Origin of the sequence: Devosia lacusdianchii, assembly GCF_022429625.1 — a bacterium.
Lineage (GTDB): Bacteria > Pseudomonadota > Alphaproteobacteria > Rhizobiales > Devosiaceae > Devosia > Devosia lacusdianchii.
This window is the reverse complement of the sequence record NZ_CP092483.1, coordinates 2905382-2923870: the sequence shown is the minus strand read 5'-3', so window position 1 is coordinate 2923870 and position 18489 is coordinate 2905382. Positions and strand designations below refer to the sequence as shown.

Annotated in this window: 16 protein-coding genes; 15 read left to right on the top strand and 1 reads right to left on the bottom strand. The window is 60.9% G+C overall.

All coding sequences use genetic code 11. The features are described 5' to 3' along the window. Positions 1 to 2052: a BREX system Lon protease-like protein BrxL gene (brxL, locus tag MF606_RS14435; protein ID WP_240230047.1), complete on the top strand. Its 2052-nt coding sequence runs from the start codon at positions 1 to 3 to the stop codon at positions 2050 to 2052. A 12-nt stretch (positions 2053 to 2064) separates the two neighbouring features. Here the strand turns inward: brxL and MF606_RS14430 are convergent, their stop codons facing one another. Then, positions 2065 to 3162, bottom strand: a complete 1098-nt coding sequence (locus MF606_RS14430) for a hypothetical protein (RefSeq protein ID WP_240230046.1) — start codon at positions 3160 to 3162, stop codon at positions 2065 to 2067. Positions 3163 to 4353: 1191 nt separating this feature from the next. On the opposite strand from MF606_RS14430, the gene MF606_RS14425 reads away from it, so the two are divergent. The 14 genes from MF606_RS14425 to MF606_RS14360 all read left to right on the top strand — a co-directional run bounded on the left by MF606_RS14425 (position 4354) and on the right by MF606_RS14360 (position 18404). Continuing rightward, a complete protein-coding gene (locus MF606_RS14425; protein WP_240230045.1) occupies positions 4354 to 5115 on the top strand; it encodes an AAA family ATPase in 762 nt (253 codons plus the stop codon). Continuing rightward, positions 5051 to 5488, top strand: a complete 438-nt coding sequence (locus tag MF606_RS14420; RefSeq protein WP_240230044.1) for a M41 family metallopeptidase — start codon at positions 5051 to 5053, stop codon at positions 5486 to 5488. Before MF606_RS14425 ends, MF606_RS14420 begins: the two co-directional genes overlap by 65 nt. Beyond that, positions 5481 to 5693, top strand: coding sequence for a hypothetical protein (locus tag MF606_RS14415; protein ID WP_240230043.1), 213 nt, complete (start codon positions 5481 to 5483; stop codon positions 5691 to 5693). Before MF606_RS14420 ends, MF606_RS14415 begins: the two co-directional genes overlap by 8 nt. Positions 5694 to 5841: 148 nt before the next feature. Next, the gene (locus tag MF606_RS14410) at positions 5842 to 6693 is read left to right on the top strand and encodes a hypothetical protein (protein ID WP_240230042.1); all 852 of its coding nucleotides are present in this window, start codon (positions 5842 to 5844) and stop codon (positions 6691 to 6693) included. Next, positions 6687 to 9023, top strand: coding sequence for a transposase family protein (locus tag MF606_RS14405; protein ID WP_240230041.1), 2337 nt, complete (start codon positions 6687 to 6689; stop codon positions 9021 to 9023). The genes MF606_RS14410 and MF606_RS14405 overlap by 7 nt, the downstream gene beginning before the upstream one ends. Beyond that, the gene (locus MF606_RS14400; protein ID WP_240230040.1) at positions 9020 to 10048 is read left to right on the top strand and encodes a TniB family NTP-binding protein; all 1029 of its coding nucleotides are present in this window, start codon (positions 9020 to 9022) and stop codon (positions 10046 to 10048) included. The genes MF606_RS14405 and MF606_RS14400 overlap by 4 nt, the downstream gene beginning before the upstream one ends. A 101-nt stretch (positions 10049 to 10149) precedes the next feature. Further along, entirely contained in the window at positions 10150 to 11979 is a 1830-nt protein-coding gene (locus tag MF606_RS14395; RefSeq protein ID WP_240230039.1) for a hypothetical protein, read from the top strand. A 58-nt stretch (positions 11980 to 12037) separates the two neighbouring features. Further along, positions 12038 to 12346: a helix-turn-helix domain-containing protein gene (locus MF606_RS14390; RefSeq protein WP_240230038.1), complete on the top strand. Its 309-nt coding sequence runs from the start codon at positions 12038 to 12040 to the stop codon at positions 12344 to 12346. Positions 12347 to 12353: 7 nt separating this feature from the next. Next, positions 12354 to 13034 carry an ImmA/IrrE family metallo-endopeptidase gene (locus tag MF606_RS14385; protein ID WP_240230037.1) on the top strand — a complete coding sequence of 227 codons (681 nt, stop codon included), beginning with the start codon at positions 12354 to 12356 and terminating at the stop codon, positions 13032 to 13034. 159 nt (positions 13035 to 13193) lie between these two features. After that, positions 13194 to 14741, top strand: coding sequence for an adenylate/guanylate cyclase domain-containing protein (locus MF606_RS14380; RefSeq protein WP_240230036.1), 1548 nt, complete (start codon positions 13194 to 13196; stop codon positions 14739 to 14741). Next, positions 14742 to 15476, top strand: coding sequence for an E2 domain-containing protein (locus MF606_RS14375; protein ID WP_240230035.1), 735 nt, complete (start codon positions 14742 to 14744; stop codon positions 15474 to 15476). A gap of 10 nt (positions 15477 to 15486) precedes the next feature. Beyond that, positions 15487 to 16599 carry an adenylate/guanylate cyclase domain-containing protein gene (locus MF606_RS14370; RefSeq protein WP_240230034.1) on the top strand — a complete coding sequence of 371 codons (1113 nt, stop codon included), beginning with the start codon at positions 15487 to 15489 and terminating at the stop codon, positions 16597 to 16599. Continuing rightward, on the top strand, positions 16599 to 16952 hold the full coding sequence (locus MF606_RS14365) for a hypothetical protein (RefSeq protein WP_240230033.1): 354 nt from the start codon (positions 16599 to 16601) through the stop codon (positions 16950 to 16952). Before MF606_RS14370 ends, MF606_RS14365 begins: the two co-directional genes overlap by 1 nt. A 453-nt stretch (positions 16953 to 17405) precedes the next feature. Further along, positions 17406 to 18404, top strand: coding sequence for a DUF2806 domain-containing protein (locus MF606_RS14360; RefSeq protein WP_240230032.1), 999 nt, complete (start codon positions 17406 to 17408; stop codon positions 18402 to 18404). Positions 18405 to 18489 lie beyond the last annotated feature (85 nt).

Genomic DNA, 18489 nt, shown 5'->3' with positions numbered 1-18489 from the left:
ATGAGCAGCCTTGACGACAAGATCAATGCCCATTTCGCCGGCTACGTGGTGCGCAAGGACCTGGTCAAGGCGGTGAAGGGCAACGCCATCGTGCCGACCTATGTGCTCGAATACCTGTTGGGTCAGTACTGCGCGACCGATGACGAGGCCTCCATCCAGACCGGGATCGAGACGGTCAAGGAAATCCTGCGGAAGCACTATGTGCACCGCAACGAGGCTGGGCTGATCCAGTCCACTATCCGCGAGAAGGGCCGGTACAAGGTCATCGATCAGGTCAGCGTATCGCTGAACGAGAAGACCGACAGCTACGAAGCGGTCTTCGACAATCTCGGCATCAAGAAGGTGGCGATCGACAGCGGCACGGTGAAAGCCAACCCCCGGCTGCTTGTCACCCAGGTCTGGTGCATCACCGACGTCCAATACGAATTCGATGAGGACGCTCGCAAATCCCCATGGGTGATCGAGAACCTCAAGCCGATCCAGATCGCGCGCGTCGATTACGACGCCTATCTCGGAGCTCGATCGGAGTTCACCACCGACGAGTGGATCGACCTGCTGATGCAAAGCATCGGTTGGGACCCGGCGGCCTTCGGGCGGCGCAGCAAGCTGCTGCAACTGATGCGTCTCATTCCCTTCGTCGAGCGCAATTACAACATCATCGAGCTTGGGCCCAAAGGTACGGGCAAGTCGCACATCTATTCGGAATTCTCCCCGCACGGGCAACTGATCTCAGGCGGAGAGGTCTCGGTGCCGAAGCTCTTCGTGAACAACGCGAACGGGCGCATTGGCCTGGTCGGCTATTGGGACGTCGTAGCCTTCGACGAGTTCGCCGGCAGGGACAAGTCGGCGAACAAGGCCCTCGTCGACATCATGAAGAACTACATGGCCAACAAGAGCTTCTCGCGCGGCATCACCCCAATGGGCGCCGAGGCCAGCTTCGCCTTCGTAGGCAACACCGACCACAACGTTCCCTACATGCTCAAGAACAGCGATCTGTTCGAGGCGTTGCCGCCGCAGTTCCACGACTCCGCCTTCATCGACCGCCTCCATGCCTACGTCCCTGGGTGGGAGATCGACGTCATACGCGCCGAGATGTTCACCAAGGGCTTCGGGTTCATCGTCGACTATCTGGCCGAAATCCTCCGCCATCTGCGGCAAGAGGATTTCTCGAACCGTTTCCAGACGCACTTCCAATTGAGCGAGAAGATTTCGACGCGCGATCGCGACGCCATCTACAAAACGATGTCTGGAATGCTCAAGCTCCTGTTTCCTAGCGGCGGCGAGACCGCACCAGAGGTCGAGGAGCTGCTGCGCCTGGCTCTGGAGAGTCGAAAGCGGGTCAAGGATCAGCTTGCACGCATCGACAGCACATATCCCGAGGTCGATTTCCATTTCATCGGTTCCGACGGCCGGAAGCACGCGGTCACGACCATCGAAGAACAGGAGTATCCGCAATTCTATCACAAGCGAGGCGGTGCCTCGGTCGTCCATGCAGATCCTGAGGAGACCGTCGCGGCCCCAGAGCGGTTTGCGCAAGCCCCTCTGCCCCAACCCGTTCCGACCGAGGGACACGAGGTCTTCGGTGAGAACCGCAAGGGGATCAGCTACGAAACCCTCTTCGGGCCCTATCTCCAGGGCGCCAGGCTGGTGACGATCACCGACCCCTACATCAGGCTTTTCTACCAGGCCCGGAACCTGATGGAGCTGATCGAGGTCATCGTCAGGAGGAAGGCTCCCGAGGACCAGGTGAAGGTGCACCTCGAGACCGTCGCCGACGATTTCGGCGCCGACAAGCAACGGGAGCATCTGGATGCGATCGTCGCCGGATGCCAAGGCTCTGGCGTCGATTTCACCTGGTCGCTGGATTCCTCTGGCAGCGCGCATGCCAGGCACATCGTGACCGACACCGGATGGAAGATATCGTTGGACCGAGGTCTCGACATCTTCCAGCAGTTCGCATTGAACGATGCTTTCACGTTGGCCAACCGACTTCAGGAGCACCGCGCCATCAAGCGGTTCGAGGTGACCTATCTTCGCATCGGCCGTTCCTGAGCTGCCGCGAGTCTAGTCGGAGATCACCACCCGGCCGAGACGCGACAACCGCTCTGCAATGGATTCCGTCGTCATCGACGACGGTTCTGATGCGTCTGGTTTGCTGGATGGCCTGCCGCTGGGACGGGCTTGGTTCTGCTCCGGCAAAAACATCAGCCCCAGCAGGAAATGAGTCAGTCTCGGTGTCCACCTCGCACCAAGGACGGTGCGATGCCCATCGCGGTTCAGCATCTCGGCGACCTGTCGTGGCTTGCGAAATCCGTCCTTGGCATAGGAGCGCACGGTCGGGAGCAAGTCGTCGCAGAGCTGCTGAACGGTCCTATGCCGGGCGTGGAAGTGCGCCATTTCCTTCTTGGTCATGTCGTAGGTCCGAGCCGGCTTGATGGGTAGCCTCGATGCCGGAGCCAGCTTCAGCCTTGGAATGTGCGGCGCGGGAGCCTGCATCGCCTGTTTCTCAACGGCCTCTACTGTCACAGGTCCGCCCGACATGAATCCGGCCGGCGACATCGCTTCCTTGTACAAGAACGAGAAGCGGTTGCCCTGTCGACTGAGGAAGTCGCCGACCTCGAAGAGGGGTTCGTCCGATATGCAGGATATCCAAACTCGCTGCGCATCATCGCTTGCCAGATGCTCGGTCAGCAGCCTGATCGACTTCCCTCGTCGTTCCACGGCCACCACGACGAGCAAATGCCAGCGACCCACGCCTGCAGAAGCGTGAAAGGCCCCAGCAGTTCTTGCTGCCTCCACCAGTTCCTGGGTGATGCCTGCGGCTCGACGCACAGGCCCACCGGCAAAGGCCGGATGCTCGCGGATGGTCCTTCGTGGATTGTCGGTGCAGGGGTGCTTCTGCCAAGGGGGACCAAGGTCGTCGAAATAGACCTTGCTGCCTGAGGCGTTGGCGTAGAAGAACACGGCCGCCCCGCAGACGGGGCAATTGGCATTCGGATTGACGTAGCATCCGGCGATGGATCTGGCGCCGTTCCTGGACAGAAAGGTCTTGGCTTCGTGCACCCGATAGGACGCACTGAGCTGAGCGCGATCGATGCGCGTACGACCGTCGTTGACGCACCATCCGCATGGGCAATCTGGATAGTGGTTGTAACCGGTCATGCACGGCCTCCCTCCAGCATCATGCGAACCGCAGGCCTTTCATGCAAGCGGTCGAGATTAACCTTGTCGCGGACCGGCTCGGAATTTTGTCAGACCGTCGTTGACAGGGTTTTGGTTGTTCACTATCTGTTCACTTGTCGAACGAGATCCCGCCATGTCGCAGACCCTGCACATTGCCGTCGAAACCGCCCGCCTCGTTGCTGCGGCCGCGCTCGTTCGCGCTCCTCGTCACCTCATATCGATATCGGCCAAACGCTCGTCCTGAGCGACTGAACCCAATCCGACATTGCGCCCGAAGTGGGCATTGAGGACCGGCAGCACGCCGGGCGTCCAGGCACGCCCATGCGCCGGCGAAGAGAGAAATCATGGCCGACGAACCCGACTGGCTCGATGGGCTGGACGAGACCCCGTTGATCATCACCGGCAGGCTGTCCAACAAGAACCAGGACAAGGCACCGCAATTCATCCTGCCGCTTGCGCTTCTGGAGAGCGTCGTCGGCATGGAGGGCATCAAGCGGCTTCACGACGAGCCACGCCTGTGCGCTGTCCTGAAGGTCCCGGGACCCGACTGGGTCCAACCCTTCCACGCGCTGATGAAGCCATGGCACTGGGACTTCGCGCACTACCGCACTGTCCCGCTTCGAGCTTCCCAGGTGGCAGACGACACCACATCGGGCCAGACCATCTCGGCGCTGTCCGCCGGCGGCCGAGTGCTCGGGATCTCCCAGGACCCGGCGAAGCTGTTGCCCGCCTCAATGAGGACGGGCGCCGACATGACGATCGAGCTGCCGGCGCCGACCGGGCGCGTCGTCGCCGCCGTCATTAAGCGCATGACCGGCAAGCTGCCGCGGAACCTGCCCGACGACATGCCGATCTCCCTGTCGTTCGACGAGATCTGCGCCTGCCTGCGTCCCAGGGAAAGCGCGACTAGGGCCGTCGAGCGGCTCAGGAAGGCGATGGGCGATCGCAGCCTGAGCGATCCCATGACCGCCGACGTGCCTCATATCCGCGACCTGCACGGCTATGGCGCGGCTTCGCAATGGGCCTTAAACCTCATCGACGACCTGGAGGCGTGGCGGAAGGGCGAGCTGGATTTCGATCAAATCGATTCCGCGGTCGTTCTGGCGAGCAGCCCGGGGGCTCGGGAAGACAACGTTCGCTCGAAGCCTCGCCCACAGCGCCGGCCTTCCGTTGATCGCGACGTCAGTCGCCGCGTGGTTCTCGAACTCGCCAGGCTTCCTCGACAGCGTGATCAAGGAGATCGACAAGCTGTTCGAGCAGGCACGCTCCATGGCGCCGGCGGTGGTGTTCTTCGACGAGATCGACGCCATCCCCAACAGGGCCACCCTGAGCCCCAGAGGAGCTGATTGGTGGCTGCCCGTCGTGACTCATATCCTTACGACTCTAGACGGCGCCGTTGCCGATACTACCAACCGGCTGGTCATCCTCGGGGCGACCAACCACCCTGAGAAGCTCGACAGGGCGCTGATCAGACCAGGCAGGTTGAACAGGGTGATCGAGATCCATCCTCCCGATGCAGCGGCACTGGCAGGGATCTTCCGGCAGCACCTTGGTGAGGATCTGGCCGGTGAGGACCTGACGCATGTTGCCCAGCTGGCCATCGGTGGATCCGGCGCCCAGGTCGTGCAGTGGGTGAAGGCGGCACGACGGCTGGCTCGTTCTGCCAGGCGCTCGATGATGATCGCCGACCTCATCGATGCGATCGCACCCGCAGACCCCAGGACAGCCAAGGCGTTGCATGCAACCGCGGTGCATGAGGCCGCCCATGCAGTGGCCGCCCTCGTCCTCGAGATCGGCGTGGTGGAATCGCTCAACATGGTGATGCGCAAATGGGAACGGGGGCAGCACCTTCCTGCAGTTCGACGGCATGCTGCCGACGAGGCAGTCGGTCGAGGACTTCGTCGTCCAGCTGCTGGCAGGCAGGGCCGCTGAGGAACAGATCTTGGGCGAAGCCGGGACAGGGTCCGGCGGCAATGCGACGAGCGACCTGGCGCTTTCCACTCGATACGTGGCAACCCTCTACATCTCGGAGGGTTTCGGCGAGGATCTCATCTATCGCGGCGACAGGGACGATGTCCCCATCGTCCTTGCTCGAAACGCCGACATCGCACGCGCCGTGGATGCGCATCTGAAGCGGCTCTATTGCCGGGCGATGGAGTTGTCGGCGGCGAACCGACACCGCATTCGAGCCGTCGCCGACGAGCTCATGAAGACCCGCGTGATGGACGGGGAACGCTTCAAGGCCGTGGTCGCTGCGGCCGATGCCACGATGGGCACCGAGATCGGGAGCGACCGCAATGACTGACGAGCTCCTGATCCGCGTGCTGACCAGGCTGCTGCGCGTCCATGACGAGCTGGGACCGAACGCATTCGAGGAAGCCGCACAGCGCTCCCTCGTCGCGATCGCCGTCTCCGTTCAGGCGGAAGCCAACCGGCGGGCCGACCTGCACCCCGAGGGAATCGAGGACGTGATCCCTTTCCCAATCCGCCCAGGTCACCTCAAGCCATGACCGCGAGGCCGGCTGCCATGATCTTCATCGCTCGTTAGGCAGTCGGTCTCAGCATTCTACGAGGTTTTCAAAGTTATCAATTCTTGGCCGCCGTCAGCACGAAAGGCTGTCGGCAACATATTCATGCGTCGCAGGAAAGGATCGCCGATTGTCTTCTCATCGCGAGCGCATCTTCAAGCAGGGATTTCAGACCGTCGACGGCGGCGCAATCGCTGAGATCTTCACCCGAGGCTCCCAGCCCTATCGAAAGATCGTCACCGGCCGCCAGCGCAAGCCAGTCGGCCGGCCAGTGATGGTCAAGGCCGGCATGCGAGCCATCGAGTGGGAATCCATCAGAGCCGAGAAGCCCTTCTACGAGCTGTGCGAGGTCGCCACCCCGGTGCACAGCATGTTCGCCCAGCCTCATCTTCTCCGCATGGCGATCGTCGGCGAGGCCAAGAGGATGGACTTCATCCCGGATCTCCAGGTCACGGTCGACACCGCCTTCGCGGCATCCGTCACGAGGGGCGTGCCCTTCGTCGACGCCGTCAGGGCATGGAAGCCCAAGAGCCAAGGAACGATCTCCACCATGATCATCGAGGTGAAGGACGACGAGGACCCGCGCAATCACGATCAGGGCTACCTGAACAAGCTCGCTCTTGCCGAGCAGGCCTACAGGGCCGCCGGATGGTTCTTCCTCACCGTTGTCAAGAGCGAGCACATCTCCCATCCCGTTACCGACGCCCTGGTGCAGAAGGTCTTCCTCAAGCGCAAGGCGACGCTCTCGGCCCAAGACCTGACGCTGGTCAGGGAGGCATTCGGCGATGATCAAACCCTGCCTTGGAGGCGGGTTCTCGAGGCCCTGGGCGATGGACCCAAGGCGCTCGCCAAGGCCTGCTCGATGCATGTGCGTCGACTGATCGCGATCGATCTCGCCGTTCCGCTGACGCCGAGCACGACGGTATCCCGCGTCCAGGACAAGAGACCGATCTTCGAGCTGCCAGGTGGCTTGCCATGGTGAACGATAGCGATGTCGAAGAAGGGCAGGTCTATGAGCTGCTGCTTCCTGAACATTCTGCGCCGGTCCTCGCCGAGTACCGCGAATGCATGATCGAGCGCGACGCCGAACCTGCATTCGTGTTCCGCCAGAAGTACATCAACGCCCCCATCGTCCTCGAGAAGTCCATCTTCGACCAGATGCGAAGCGATGGCCTTGCCAATCGCATCGGGACCCAGAGCAGGATTAGACCCGAGGCCGAGGTCGATCCATTGGCCCTGCTTCCCGCCGATGATCCCAAGATCACCCTCAAGGAGAGGGAACGTCGGCTGATCGCCCAGCAACGGCTGATGCAGGCGAGGACGCTGCGTTTTTATTGTAGGCACTACGACGACCTGGGAAATGTCGGCAGGGGCACAGTCGGCGTTCGCCGTTTCATCAGCGACCATTATGCGCTCGCCAAGGAAGCCGGTCTCGACTGGAGGCCATCTCCAGGTGCGCTGCTGCGGGCCCTCAATGACTGCGGCGCGCCCATGGAACGGCCGTTGGCCGCCTTCTACGACAGACGCGGCAAGCATGACCGCGAGCAGCGCTGGCCCGAGGAGATCCTGACCCTCGCGAGCGCTGTCGTCGCCTGGTACTGGGCGCGGCGCGCCCGACGCCCCAGCGATGCCATCGCTCTGTTCGATCGCGCCTATCGCATCCTCGTCATCCGCCGTGAGAACCGCGGCCGACCCATCACCGACACCGACCCGTTCCCGCGTCCGCATGACCAGACCATCCGCAACTGGATCAAGGTCAGCCGCAACATCTGGAACATGGAGCAGAAGTACGGCGCCAAGGAAGCCTTCCGGCGCATGGGCGGCCGTCGTCGGCCGATGATCGCGTCCGAGCCCCTGGAACTGGTGATGATCGATCATACCCTGATCGACGTCTGGTCCACGGTGCTCGACGAGAACGGCAAGCCGGTCGCTGCCGGTCGATTGTGGCTGACCTGCGCCATCGACTGCTATTCAAGGATGATCCTGGGCGCGGTCTTCACCTACGAGCACCCCAGTCTCAATTCCGTCATGGAATGCCTGCGACAGGTCCTGCGCAGGAAGAAGTTCCTGCTCGACGAGTACGGCGAGAAGAACGTAGCCGCGGATGGTTATGGGAAGCCTGCGACCATCATCGTCGACAACGGCTGGGAGTTCGTCGGCACCTCGTTCCAGACGAGCTGCGAGGCGGCCAACATCGATGTGATCTGGGCGCCGGTGAAGATTCCGATGTTCAAGGCCTATGTCGAACGCATCTTCGGCACCTTGAACGAGAACGTCTGGCATCGGCTTGCCGGAGGTATCCCCTTGACCCCGAAGGACAGAAGCCTCCTCGAGCTCGAGCCCGAGGTGGATGCGGTCCACGATCGACAGCGTCTTCAAGACCTGTTCTGGCGGTTCGTGGTGACCCGGTACCACATGGAGGTTCATTCGGGCATCAATGCGGCTCCAGCACTGAAGTGGCGGGACGGCCTTGAGGCCCATGGACGTCCGAAGGCGGACAAGGTCGCGGTGCTGGACAAGGTCATGGGCATCACCAAGGAATGCCTCCTGACCGCGGAGGGCATCACCTTCGAGGGCCAGCGGTTCCACGATCCGAAGATCACCACCGAGCTGATGAGCGAGCTCGCCCGCTACAGCAAGGAACGCGATCAGCGAAAGGGCGTCACGTCGAGCCGTTCGGTGAAGGTGGTGGCCACCGCTTCGGCGGGCAATGCCGACAACCTCTATGTCTGGCATCCGGCCAAGCGGACATCGATCGCCCTGCCGAACTGGGATCCGCAATACCAGAAGGGCACGTCCTGGTACCTCCTGCGCAAGATCCAGAAGTTCGCCAAGAACCGCAACATGGCGTTCCATTCCTACGAGGATCAGGCCGCTGCGCGTGCAGCCTACATCGACGCCATCGAGCACGCCCCGTTCACGGGGAAGTTCGCGGAACGCCGACAGCTCGCGCCCATGCGCGACCCCACCCCGCAGCTGGTCCCGGGCGACGAGGTCGTATTCACCGATCTGAGCGACGAGCACGACATCCCTCAGGATTCTGCTGCCGATCGCACCCCCGGCGAACGGCACGTCAGCAAGTCGCCCCGTCGCGGCGGGAAGAAGGCAACGGAGAAGGCGGTGCGGACAAGGATGAAGCTCGCCGCCAAGAAGAAGGCGGAGGAGCCGGCAGAAGAGGTCGAGACCAACGCGCCGGCCGAAGCTCAGCCGAGCCCGACGGCGCCACTGAAGGATGCCGAGAGCCGCTTCGGTTCCCCAGCCGACCTCCTGGCCGAACTGATGAAGCAGGCAGAACAGGAGATCAAGCGATGAACCAACCACTGTCCAGAGCCGAGATCGCCGCGATCTTCAAGCAGATGCGCATCCACCACCCGAGGGTCGACGCCATCATCGAGGCCTGCGAGGGTGCCCGACGAGGCGTCCGCTTGAGCCCTTGGGAGCCGCAGGGATGGCTCGAGCTGTTCGCATTCAGCGGATCGGGCAAGTCGCACGCAGTGAAGATCTACCTCGAGAAGGTCGTCGTGCCCGAGGTGATCGCGGAGGGGCTGTTCCCCGCCGAGATGCCGGCCGCTGAGATCGCCCGCCGACAGGTTAAGGTCCTGCACGTGACGCTCAACGAACGCGCTACGAGGGAAGGCCTCTACTCCGATATCCTCACCAGGCTCGGCGCCGAGGTCAGCCCCTCTGCCAAGATCGGCACTCTTCGCAAGCAGCTCTATTCCTACCTGCGCGGCGAGAACGACGAGATCAACAATCCCAACCGAGTACGACCCTGCGAACTGCTCATCCTCGACGAGATCCAGCATCTTTCCCAAGGGGCGATGCGACAGTCCAAGGGACGAAGCACGAAGACGTTCGAAACCACCGGCACCGACGTCACCGATGCCCTGAAGTTCATGATGATCGAGGGCATGGTCCCGATCATGTTCGTCGGCATTCCCGAAGCACGCGTCCATCTCTCGGTCGACGCGCAGCTCAGAAGCCGGTTCGTCGACGAGGTGCCATTCGATCCCTTGCGATGGAGCGATGACGACGAGGCCCGACTGTACATGAACTACTGCGGCATGATCGGCATCAAGATCCATCAGCATGGGCTTCTGCCCCAGGTGTCGAACCTGCTGGAGCACGGCATTCCCGAAATGCTGTGGCAGGCCTCCGGAGGTCTGCTCGGGATCACGTGCCGCATTGCCGAAGAAGCGGTCTATCACGCCCAGCGTGCAGGCCACTCAACCGTCACGCTGGGCGATCTCGCGGACGCGGTGGACTCCAGGGCCATCCCCAAGGGCTATTGCCTCTACAATCCGTTCAGGGAGGACCGCGTCAAGCGGACCGGCTGACGATGCCCGTTTTCAGGCCAACACCTCCCATGCCGGACGAGTCCTTATCGGGACTCGTCGCACGAGCTTCGGGTACCAACGTCTACGAAAGAACATCGGACATGCTCGCCTTCGCGGGGCTGGGCAGGAAGAAGCCGGAGTCGATCGCATTCGCGGGGCCGGATGTCGTCCCACGCCTCGAGCACCTGATGGGTCTTCCGCCAAACACGCTGGCGCGACACATGCACGCGACACTGGAAGACGGCAGGGTCGACTTCTTCGGCGTGCCTCTGCGCGACATCTTCATCGAGCGCATCCCGCGACGCGTGTCGCCGGCTGCTTTGCGATCATCCCCCTATGCTCGGGCCATCTGGCAGATCAGAACCTTCGGGTTCGATCCTGAGACCCTTGATCCGCTCATCGCAGCATGCCCGCGATGCGAGCAGGCCCTCGGGTTCAAGGTCACGCAGGGCATCGCGTTCTGCGATCATTGCAGGGAGCAGACCGACCTGGGCTTCGACGTGCCAACGGTGGACCTTCGATCCATCGTTCAGGACCCCATCCACGTCGAGGACAGAGAGGCCCTTGACTTCGTCACGTCGCTGATCGACCCCCGGTTCCCTGACCTCGATCTGAGCTTCCTGCCGACCGCCTTTGCGTCGTTTAGCCGGGGAGAGTTGTTCGAGATCGTCCATGCGATCGCCGCCGCGACCAAGATGAACGTCGACGGCACGGACGCCACCAAGAACTTCCAGCGCTCGATGATCGGCACGATCGAACCCCACCTCCTCGCTGGCGCTGGTCGTGCCATCCTCGACTGGCCCAATGGCTTTCGGTTGCTCCTCGACGAGGCCTGTCGGTCGTCGGGCGATCGGCCGGGGGAATGGGGACCCCGGAAGGCCTTCGGCGCTCTGGCTCTGGTCCACCGCGATCGTTTCCTGCCCACCGACTTCAATCGGCTTGCTCTCGAAACCCTCTCCGAGCATCTCGCGCTTGCCGCAGCCATGTTCGGCGTTGGAGGCAAGGGCACGCAGCGACCGGCCAAGTTCATTCCGATCAAGACGATCAAGACCGAGATCCTGGACAACCAGGAGGTTCTGATGCGCCTCGCTTCGCATTCGCGGATCCGACGAACCCAGATCGGGACATCGTCCAAGGCACCCATTCTTCTCCATGAAGGTCAGGTTCGATGGACGTTCGTGCAGTACAAGGATCACGTCCCGCTGATGACGGTGGCGCTCGAGCTCGGTATCCCGGGGGACGCGGTCTATGACCTGGTCCGCCGGCGTCACATGTTCATCTACGTGGGGATGTCGGTCGATATCACGGCGCTCGGCCATCAGCTTTCCAAGCGCAGCCTTGCAAAGCTGGTGGGAGCGATCGCGGACGGCCGACCAACCGGTCCGTTGAAGCCGGGTTTTATGTCCGTTTCCGATGCCATGTCATGCTTCCCGGCCGGTCGTCGCCCGTGGGTGCCGCTGATCGAGCGGATGCTCGATGGTCGCCTCGAGTACCAGTTCTTCAAGCCGGTGGGCAGAGGCCTGCTCAAGGCGGTGGCGGTGCAAGGCGTCGAAAGTTTGCTCGATGAGCTCATTGCCGAACAAGCTGAGCTTCCGGCGCCGAAGCTCGACAGGGTCACTGCTGGAACGGCCAACCTGATCCTGGGGGTCGCGGATTACCGCGTCTATCAGGCGCTGATCCAAGCCAACCAGCTCTCCGTCTCCGTCGATGGAAGCCTCGACTATCGTGAGGTCCTCGAATACGCGCGAAACCATATCCTGCCACCGGAGATCGCGGCGCGCGGCCGTCGCTCCAGTAGGCAAGTTCGATCATGGATGGACGCCCATGGAATCCAGCCCACCCTGGATCTCGGAGTCGCGGGCGGCGTGGTCTACAGACGGCAGGACGTCGAACCGCTGCTCGAGTTCCAATACGACAGGCAATACGCGTGACATTGGCCACGAAGCAGCATAAGCTGCCAATCCGCAGATAAGCGTATCGAGTAGTGCGATGACGATGACATTCGGGGCATTCGTGTCCAAGCAGCGCAAGGAGTTGGGGATCAGCCAGAAAGACCTGGCTGGGATGATCCTGCGCGAAGAGGACAGTCAGCCCATCTCGCCCCAATACCTGAACGATATCGAGAAGGATCGGCGCCAGCCTACGTCGGACCACATGGTCGAGCAGTTCGCCAAGGTGCTCAAGGCGGACAAGGACTACCTCTATTTCCTGGCCGGCGTTCTGCCGGCCGACATTCGCGCCACCGCCATGACGCCCGAGGCGGTGGTGGAACGCTTCAAAGCCTTCCGCAAGTCCTGAGGCCGCCATGGTGCGCTGGTGTCCCGACGACAAGGGCCGGTTCCACAAGCGCCCATTCTACAAGGCCGAGGAGCTCGACGCCGAGTGCGAGAAACTCCTGGCCGATTTTCGCAGGGAGACCGGGCGCAAGCCCGATGTCGCGATCGATACCGATGATCTGACGGTGATGATCGAGCGCCATGTCGGCGACCTGGACGTCTATGCAGACCTGAGCGAGGATGGCCCTGAGGTCGAAGGCGTCACTTTGTTCGCCGCGCAGCGAAAGCCCGATGTCGCCATAGCCGAGCGCCTGACGTCGGACGATAGACGATCCAACCGGTTCCGCACCACGCTTGCCCACGAGCTGGGCCATGTCGTCCTTCACGATCCGCTCTATCAGGAGAAGCTCGCAACGGGCGACCTGTTCGCCGCGGTCACCGAAGAGCGCCTCATCTGCAAGCGCGATACCATGGTCGACGCCCCCATGACCGACTGGATGGAGTGGCAGGCCTGCTACTTCTCGGGCGCGCTGCTCATGCCCCGTCGGGCGATGATCGATCTGGCCAAGGAACACGGCGACGGCATCACCGGTGCCCCGCGACTCGGCACGGACAAGGCGGCCAATCTGATCGCCGCCGCCATGGATAGGTTCGTCGTTTCGCAAGAAGCCGCAAGGGTGAGGCTGTCCGTCCTCGGACTCCTGGCCTGAATTTTTCCGTGCCACCTTGAACTTAGGAAAAGGGTTAACGACCTGTTGACAGATTGACGCACCTAAGGTTATACGGCAATTAGCGTATTAGCAGATAGCGCGATCTGATGGATCTCTCGCATTCCGCTACGCAGTTGGGCACTGATGTGGAGATTTGGAATGGTATGGTCTAGGTCGCGCGCTGAAGAGCGCATCAAAGGGTTTCAGAAGAGCGTCCCCCAGACGGCGGTCAGCGTCGAAACGTTCGAGGCGCGGTACGCACGGGACACGCTGAAGCGTGCTGAGCTCGGACAATCGAAGAGGCGTTACAATCCTCTGGTCAGCATCCCGCCCAGCCAAGCTGTGCTGGTCGATGGCGTGCACGTGTATGTTCAGCTCACCGACTACCACGCAGTGATGACGGATCAGAAGCGAGAGCGCTCAGAGCGATACATGCGCGCGCTGAAGTTCCTGCACACGCACTACTCTGCGACAGATCAGATCGTTATCGAGTACCAGGCGCAGCGGGTGGACTATCACGGTCCTCGTCTGCATGCGGTGATAGCCACACCGACCGGCAAGTCCAACGAGCTCGAGCGCATCAAGACGGCCATCGATTTCGCGATGGCGATGAAGCGGATGATCGAGGTCACCGGTGACAAGGTGCTGGGCGGAGAATTCAAGACCGCAGTGCGCATTGGCATAGACTCCGGCATGGCCGTGGCGGTGAACTCCGGGCGCGGCAGCGAACAGGAGCCGCTCTTCCTGGGAAACCCGGCCAACTATGCGGCAAAGCTGGCCGATGGCGAGGAGACGGGCATCTATCTGAGCGAAAGAGTGCGGATGGTGCTGGGGATGGCCCGTATCGCAGACCTGGCAACCCAGAAACGCTCGCCCTTCACTCAGGATCAGATCGCCATGAATTTCGTGGCACGATCCGTGACTGACCAGCGCATCGAAGTGTTGGCCGAGGACGTGAAGACCACTGTCGAGCCCCAGGTTCGCGCAGCTGAATTCAGTTTCCACCGGCACCAGCCTCCGCTGTCCTCCATCGATTACGGTGATCTGCGGCCCAGCAACACGATCTACATGGAGATGCTCTCCATATTCGCGGACATCGACAACTTCACCAAGTATGTCCAGCACTGCATCGACACCGGTGACGTCAAACAGCTTGTGGCAAACCTGCACGTCATCAGGAAGGAACTGGCTGCCGTCCTGAAGTCCGACTTCGGGGGAAAGAAAGTTCGGTTCATTGGCGATTGCCTTCATGGCCTCGTCGCCGAGGGCTCCGTCAGGGAGACCGATGCTGCCGGGACGATCGAGACCGCCGTGCTCTGCGCTGGAGCCATGCGATCGAGTTTTGAGCTGTGTCAGGAGATGCTGCCCGGCATCAAGGACCTTGGGCTTGCCATTGGTCTCGAGTACGGCAGTACGCCGGTGACGCGCCTTGGGACCCGCGGCGACCTTTCCGTCCGCTGCGCCACCAGCAGGGCGGTCTCGGAATCGGAACGACTGCAATCCGAGTTGGACGGCGATGAGACGGCCCTGGGCAGCAGGGCGCTTTCCAAAGCATCCTTGAGGGTGAAAAAGCTCTTCGACCAGAACGGTCGGCAGTCGGGCCTCGATTATAGGGGAGCCTCCGTGCTGCTGATGTCCGCGCCGGCCGTGGCCACGGCAGCCCAGCAGGAAGACCGTCCCGAGTTTCGTGGACATGCGAGGCGCTGATTGTCCAGTCTATCGCTCCTGATGGATGCAGCACCCAACTGGTTCAGCGTCAGCAGCCGCGGACCCACCCTCGTCGAGGGCGTCTGCACGGTCATCGATGACACGGCTACATCTGACGAGGACTACTCGATCACCATCGAAAGCGTTGCTGGTGAGGTCTACGCCCGTGAGACGAAGCCAGGTGAGAAGCTGCCGTTGGCCTGCTTCAATCGCCATATCATGCCTGGCGGGTTGTTCTGCGTCGGTCTGAACGCGGGGAGATCGGTAAGGACAGCGAAGGATGCGAGGGACTGGTGGTCCAACCTATCGCAGTTCCTTCGGCTTCAGGGCGTGGCTTCGGCGACGAAGAGATGGCCGCGTGGGATGGAGCTCGACCACGGTGCCGCAGGAAATCATCATAAAGCCGCCCTGGACGCGGCAGCGAAGCTTGGTGTTGCTGAGGAGTACGAACTGGCGCTGCTTGGCCAGAAGTCCTGGATCACGAGCATGCTGAGCCGCGATGGAAAGCGGATCATCAATGGCAGGGCACCATGTCCCGTCGGGTGCACCCATAAAGGCCGGAGGCGACTTCGGTGCGAGTGCTGCGCGGCACCTGTCGTGCTCGACCTGCTGCAAAGCGAGCGACGAAGATCGGTAGCTTTAGCGAAGTTCTGGGAAGGCCTTCGTAGTGCTGAATCTATGGTCTGCTGCCAAACGATGATTGATTGCCCGCTGAAAAACCGAAAGGCGGCTTGAGGAGATGAGCATGGGAAACGTTGAAACTGGCATCCAGCTCTTGGCCAAAAGGTTTGCTGCCGACCCCGAGCGATTCCAGGCCGTGCTGGAGGAGGTTCGACATCTCGAGCGGCTCAATGACGGGGACTTTGTCTGCAGAGCAGGCGAAGCGGCGGAGTGCCTCTGGATAATCGAAGATGGAATCGTGGTCATCGGTGAAGGCGAGAAAATCACGAGACGCTACAAGGGCGATCTGGTGGGTGAGATCGCATTCCATCGCCGTGGCGAAACGACCCGCTCCACCAGCATGAAAGCGGACGGTACGGTTCGCCTGTGGCGTATAGATCGATCAAAAATCGATGCCATGCTGCCGGAAGACCGTGTCGTCTGGCTGGATGTCGTTGCCGCGGCTTTGTCCGAAAAGGTCATCGAAGCCACGGAGCAGAGGTCCAACCTGCTGAGGGACAACGTTTCACTGGATCACGTGCTCAAGCGCTTTGTATGCGGGGATGGCATCATGGCGGTGAACGGTGCCTTCGACAGGCAGCACATCGTGCCGGATCAAACGACAGCGCTACTGTGGTTCAGCGATCTGGCAGGTTTTTCAGCGTTCTCCAAAGACCTGCCGCCCGGAGTCGCGGGCGAACAAATCCGTCGTTTCATGGAAATCCAGGTTGAGGAAATCCATCGCGCAGGCGGAGAGATCGATAAGTTCATGGGGGACGGGCTCATGGCTTTTTGGCGTGTGCCCGATGATATGCGCCTGCACGACAGGGTTCCTCGAGCAGTGAATGCAGCTCTGATCTGCGTGGAACGGATCAAGTCAATTGTCGTCGCTGAGGGTCTGGCCCTGGACATCCGGATCGGCCTCCACATGGGGCCTGTCGTGATCGGTGACTTTGGGGGCAATGATCGGATTGCTTACACCCTTCTGGGTGAGACGGTGAACTCGGCTTCTCGATACGAGCAAGCCCGCCAGGATACGGCTGGGCGGCCGCTGGGGAATATCAGGCTTAGCGGACCCGTTTTTGCCAACCTTCATGATGAAGAGCTGGTCTCTCGTTTCGAGGCCGAGCCACGTGAGTTCGAGGCCAAGGCTGGTCGCACGTTTTCGACGCATAGCTCGATCGACGGAGGTCCGTGATGCCAGCCCACTATTTGTACGATAGTCGCGGTACACACATCGCCAATGTCGTCACGGGACAGCTGCACTCCATAACAGGTCACAACATCGGTCATCCCGCACCTTCGGGAAAGTTCTTCATGGACATGCAGGGCCGCTACCTAGGCGAGATTGTCCATGGCAATCGTTTTCTCGACAACCTGCACTCCCCGTACCAGGGCGTGGATTATGGCGTTTACGGGGATTATGGCTTTGTGGGCGACTACGGCAATCCAGGAGACATTGGCAGCATGCAGCTAAGCTCTGGATATCGCGATATTCCGCGAGAGAAGCTGGGTCTGAAGCCCCAAAGGGCCGGAAATCAGCGCTGGTAGCCGATTCTCAAATCTTCGAAAAATGCCGAAATCGACTCGCGATTTCTCGAATAACCGACTCTCGAGTTTTTTCCTGGCTTAGGTTTTCCAGGGCTTTGATCGACTCGCTAATTTTGTGAGCCGACAGTTATTTTTCAGTACTTTAGTATATTTCTTGCGGACGGCGCTAGGGTTCGCGAACCTAAGACACCTGCAGCCAGTAGCAGCGCCAGCCAAGCTACAATCGCCCCGATCCGAGTGAAAAACATGCTTCGCCCTCTGTCCTATCTTGGACCAGGTGGATTTGACATGGCTATCTATCAGCGCGGCTAAGCACCTTGGACAGAAGACAGCGGACAGTTGGCAGTTGGCAGTGGACGAAAGTCGGGTAGTTTGGCAGCGAGCTTCTGAGAGGGAACATGACCAAAAGCGGACCAAACGACGAAATTTCGCTTAGTGTTAACGGAAACTGGAGTGACTGGCAAAGCGAAAGGACGGGCGCTTTCAGTTGTACAGCGATGGTTTGGGTCTGCGCTAGCACCAGTCATTGCGCGAAATAACCGACTGGCGGCGCGTGAACGACTTCTTAGCTCACTTGAGCAAGAGGCACTGAAGGACCTTGGCGCACAGGCCATTGATAAGTTGCGGTCAAACCCGGACGCAATTGATGCGGTTCTCGACGCTATCGCTCCACCCGGCACCACGCGTAAAATAGATAACACAGGCGCTGTCTTCGAGAAGGCCATTGAGGACCTACGCCTCAATCCGCCTTCGGACACTCAGGCTAGCTCCGGAGCAGAGGAAATCGCGCCAGAGATCGCGGACCGGCTTGAGCACTATGCCTCCGGAGCGAGCACCGATGAGGTAAGAGAGCGCTGGGGTAGGGTGCTTGCAGCTGAAATTAGGCAGCCGGGAACCTTCTCTTTGAAGGTTCTTAGGATTATCGATGAGATCGATGACGACCTTCCGCAGATATTCGAGGAGTTTGCGGTAAACCGTTTTGACAATGGCAGCATCCCACGCTGTCTGTCTGGGAGGATCAAGTACTCCGACCAAATCCATTTAGTGGACGCCGGCCTCCTGCACGATCCGGGGACGGGTGGCTCATCGTTTCCAATGCGAGTTTGGGGATCAGTCGAACTTTCAAACGGAGACCCTGTCTGGGCATATGAAGCGGGAAATAGCTATTTCACCATTCCAAGAGAAGGGTCGTACTCGGTTGAATTCCACAACAGCGAGCAACCAATAGTCAGCGAGAAGGGGCTCCCCGCAACGCCAAGCTATATCTTGACGACGGCAGGACTGGCTATCGGCAAAATCCTACCACCCGTCGATAACGCCCGCCCTTACTTGGCTGCACTCAGGAATGTCATTCCGGGCGCGCGCTTGTGGGTTCGGCATGATGGGAAAGAAAAATGGGCTGAGGTCGACCCGCTGCCTGCTGACTTAGCAGCAGAAGGCACGACCGCTTGAGAATTACCCGGGCCGGGGGCAAAGCGAAAGCTGGACCCTTACCCGGAATGGATCAGTTGGCGGTCCCGTATTGTCAATTATCGTC

What these genes read in the sequence shown, in the direction of transcription:
- brxL (WP_240230047.1), top strand. Translation starts at nt 1, where the DNA reads ATGAGCAGCCTTGACGACAAGATCAATGCCCATTTCGCCGGCTACGTG.
- MF606_RS14430 (WP_240230046.1), bottom strand. Translation starts at nt 3,162, where the DNA reads ATGACCGGTTACAACCACTATCCAGATTGCCCATGCGGATGGTGCGTC.
- MF606_RS14420 (WP_240230044.1), top strand. Translation starts at nt 5,051, where the DNA reads ATGCTGCCGACGAGGCAGTCGGTCGAGGACTTCGTCGTCCAGCTGCTG.
- MF606_RS14415 (WP_240230043.1), top strand. Translation starts at nt 5,481, where the DNA reads ATGACTGACGAGCTCCTGATCCGCGTGCTGACCAGGCTGCTGCGCGTC.
- MF606_RS14405 (WP_240230041.1), top strand. Translation starts at nt 6,687, where the DNA reads ATGGTGAACGATAGCGATGTCGAAGAAGGGCAGGTCTATGAGCTGCTG.
- MF606_RS14400 (WP_240230040.1), top strand. Translation starts at nt 9,020, where the DNA reads ATGAACCAACCACTGTCCAGAGCCGAGATCGCCGCGATCTTCAAGCAG.
- MF606_RS14395 (WP_240230039.1), top strand. Translation starts at nt 10,150, where the DNA reads ATGCTCGCCTTCGCGGGGCTGGGCAGGAAGAAGCCGGAGTCGATCGCA.
- MF606_RS14390 (WP_240230038.1), top strand. Translation starts at nt 12,038, where the DNA reads ATGACGATGACATTCGGGGCATTCGTGTCCAAGCAGCGCAAGGAGTTG.
- MF606_RS14385 (WP_240230037.1), top strand. Translation starts at nt 12,354, where the DNA reads ATGGTGCGCTGGTGTCCCGACGACAAGGGCCGGTTCCACAAGCGCCCA.
- MF606_RS14380 (WP_240230036.1), top strand. Translation starts at nt 13,194, where the DNA reads ATGGTATGGTCTAGGTCGCGCGCTGAAGAGCGCATCAAAGGGTTTCAG.
- MF606_RS14370 (WP_240230034.1), top strand. Translation starts at nt 15,487, where the DNA reads ATGGGAAACGTTGAAACTGGCATCCAGCTCTTGGCCAAAAGGTTTGCT.
- MF606_RS14365 (WP_240230033.1), top strand. Translation starts at nt 16,599, where the DNA reads ATGCCAGCCCACTATTTGTACGATAGTCGCGGTACACACATCGCCAAT.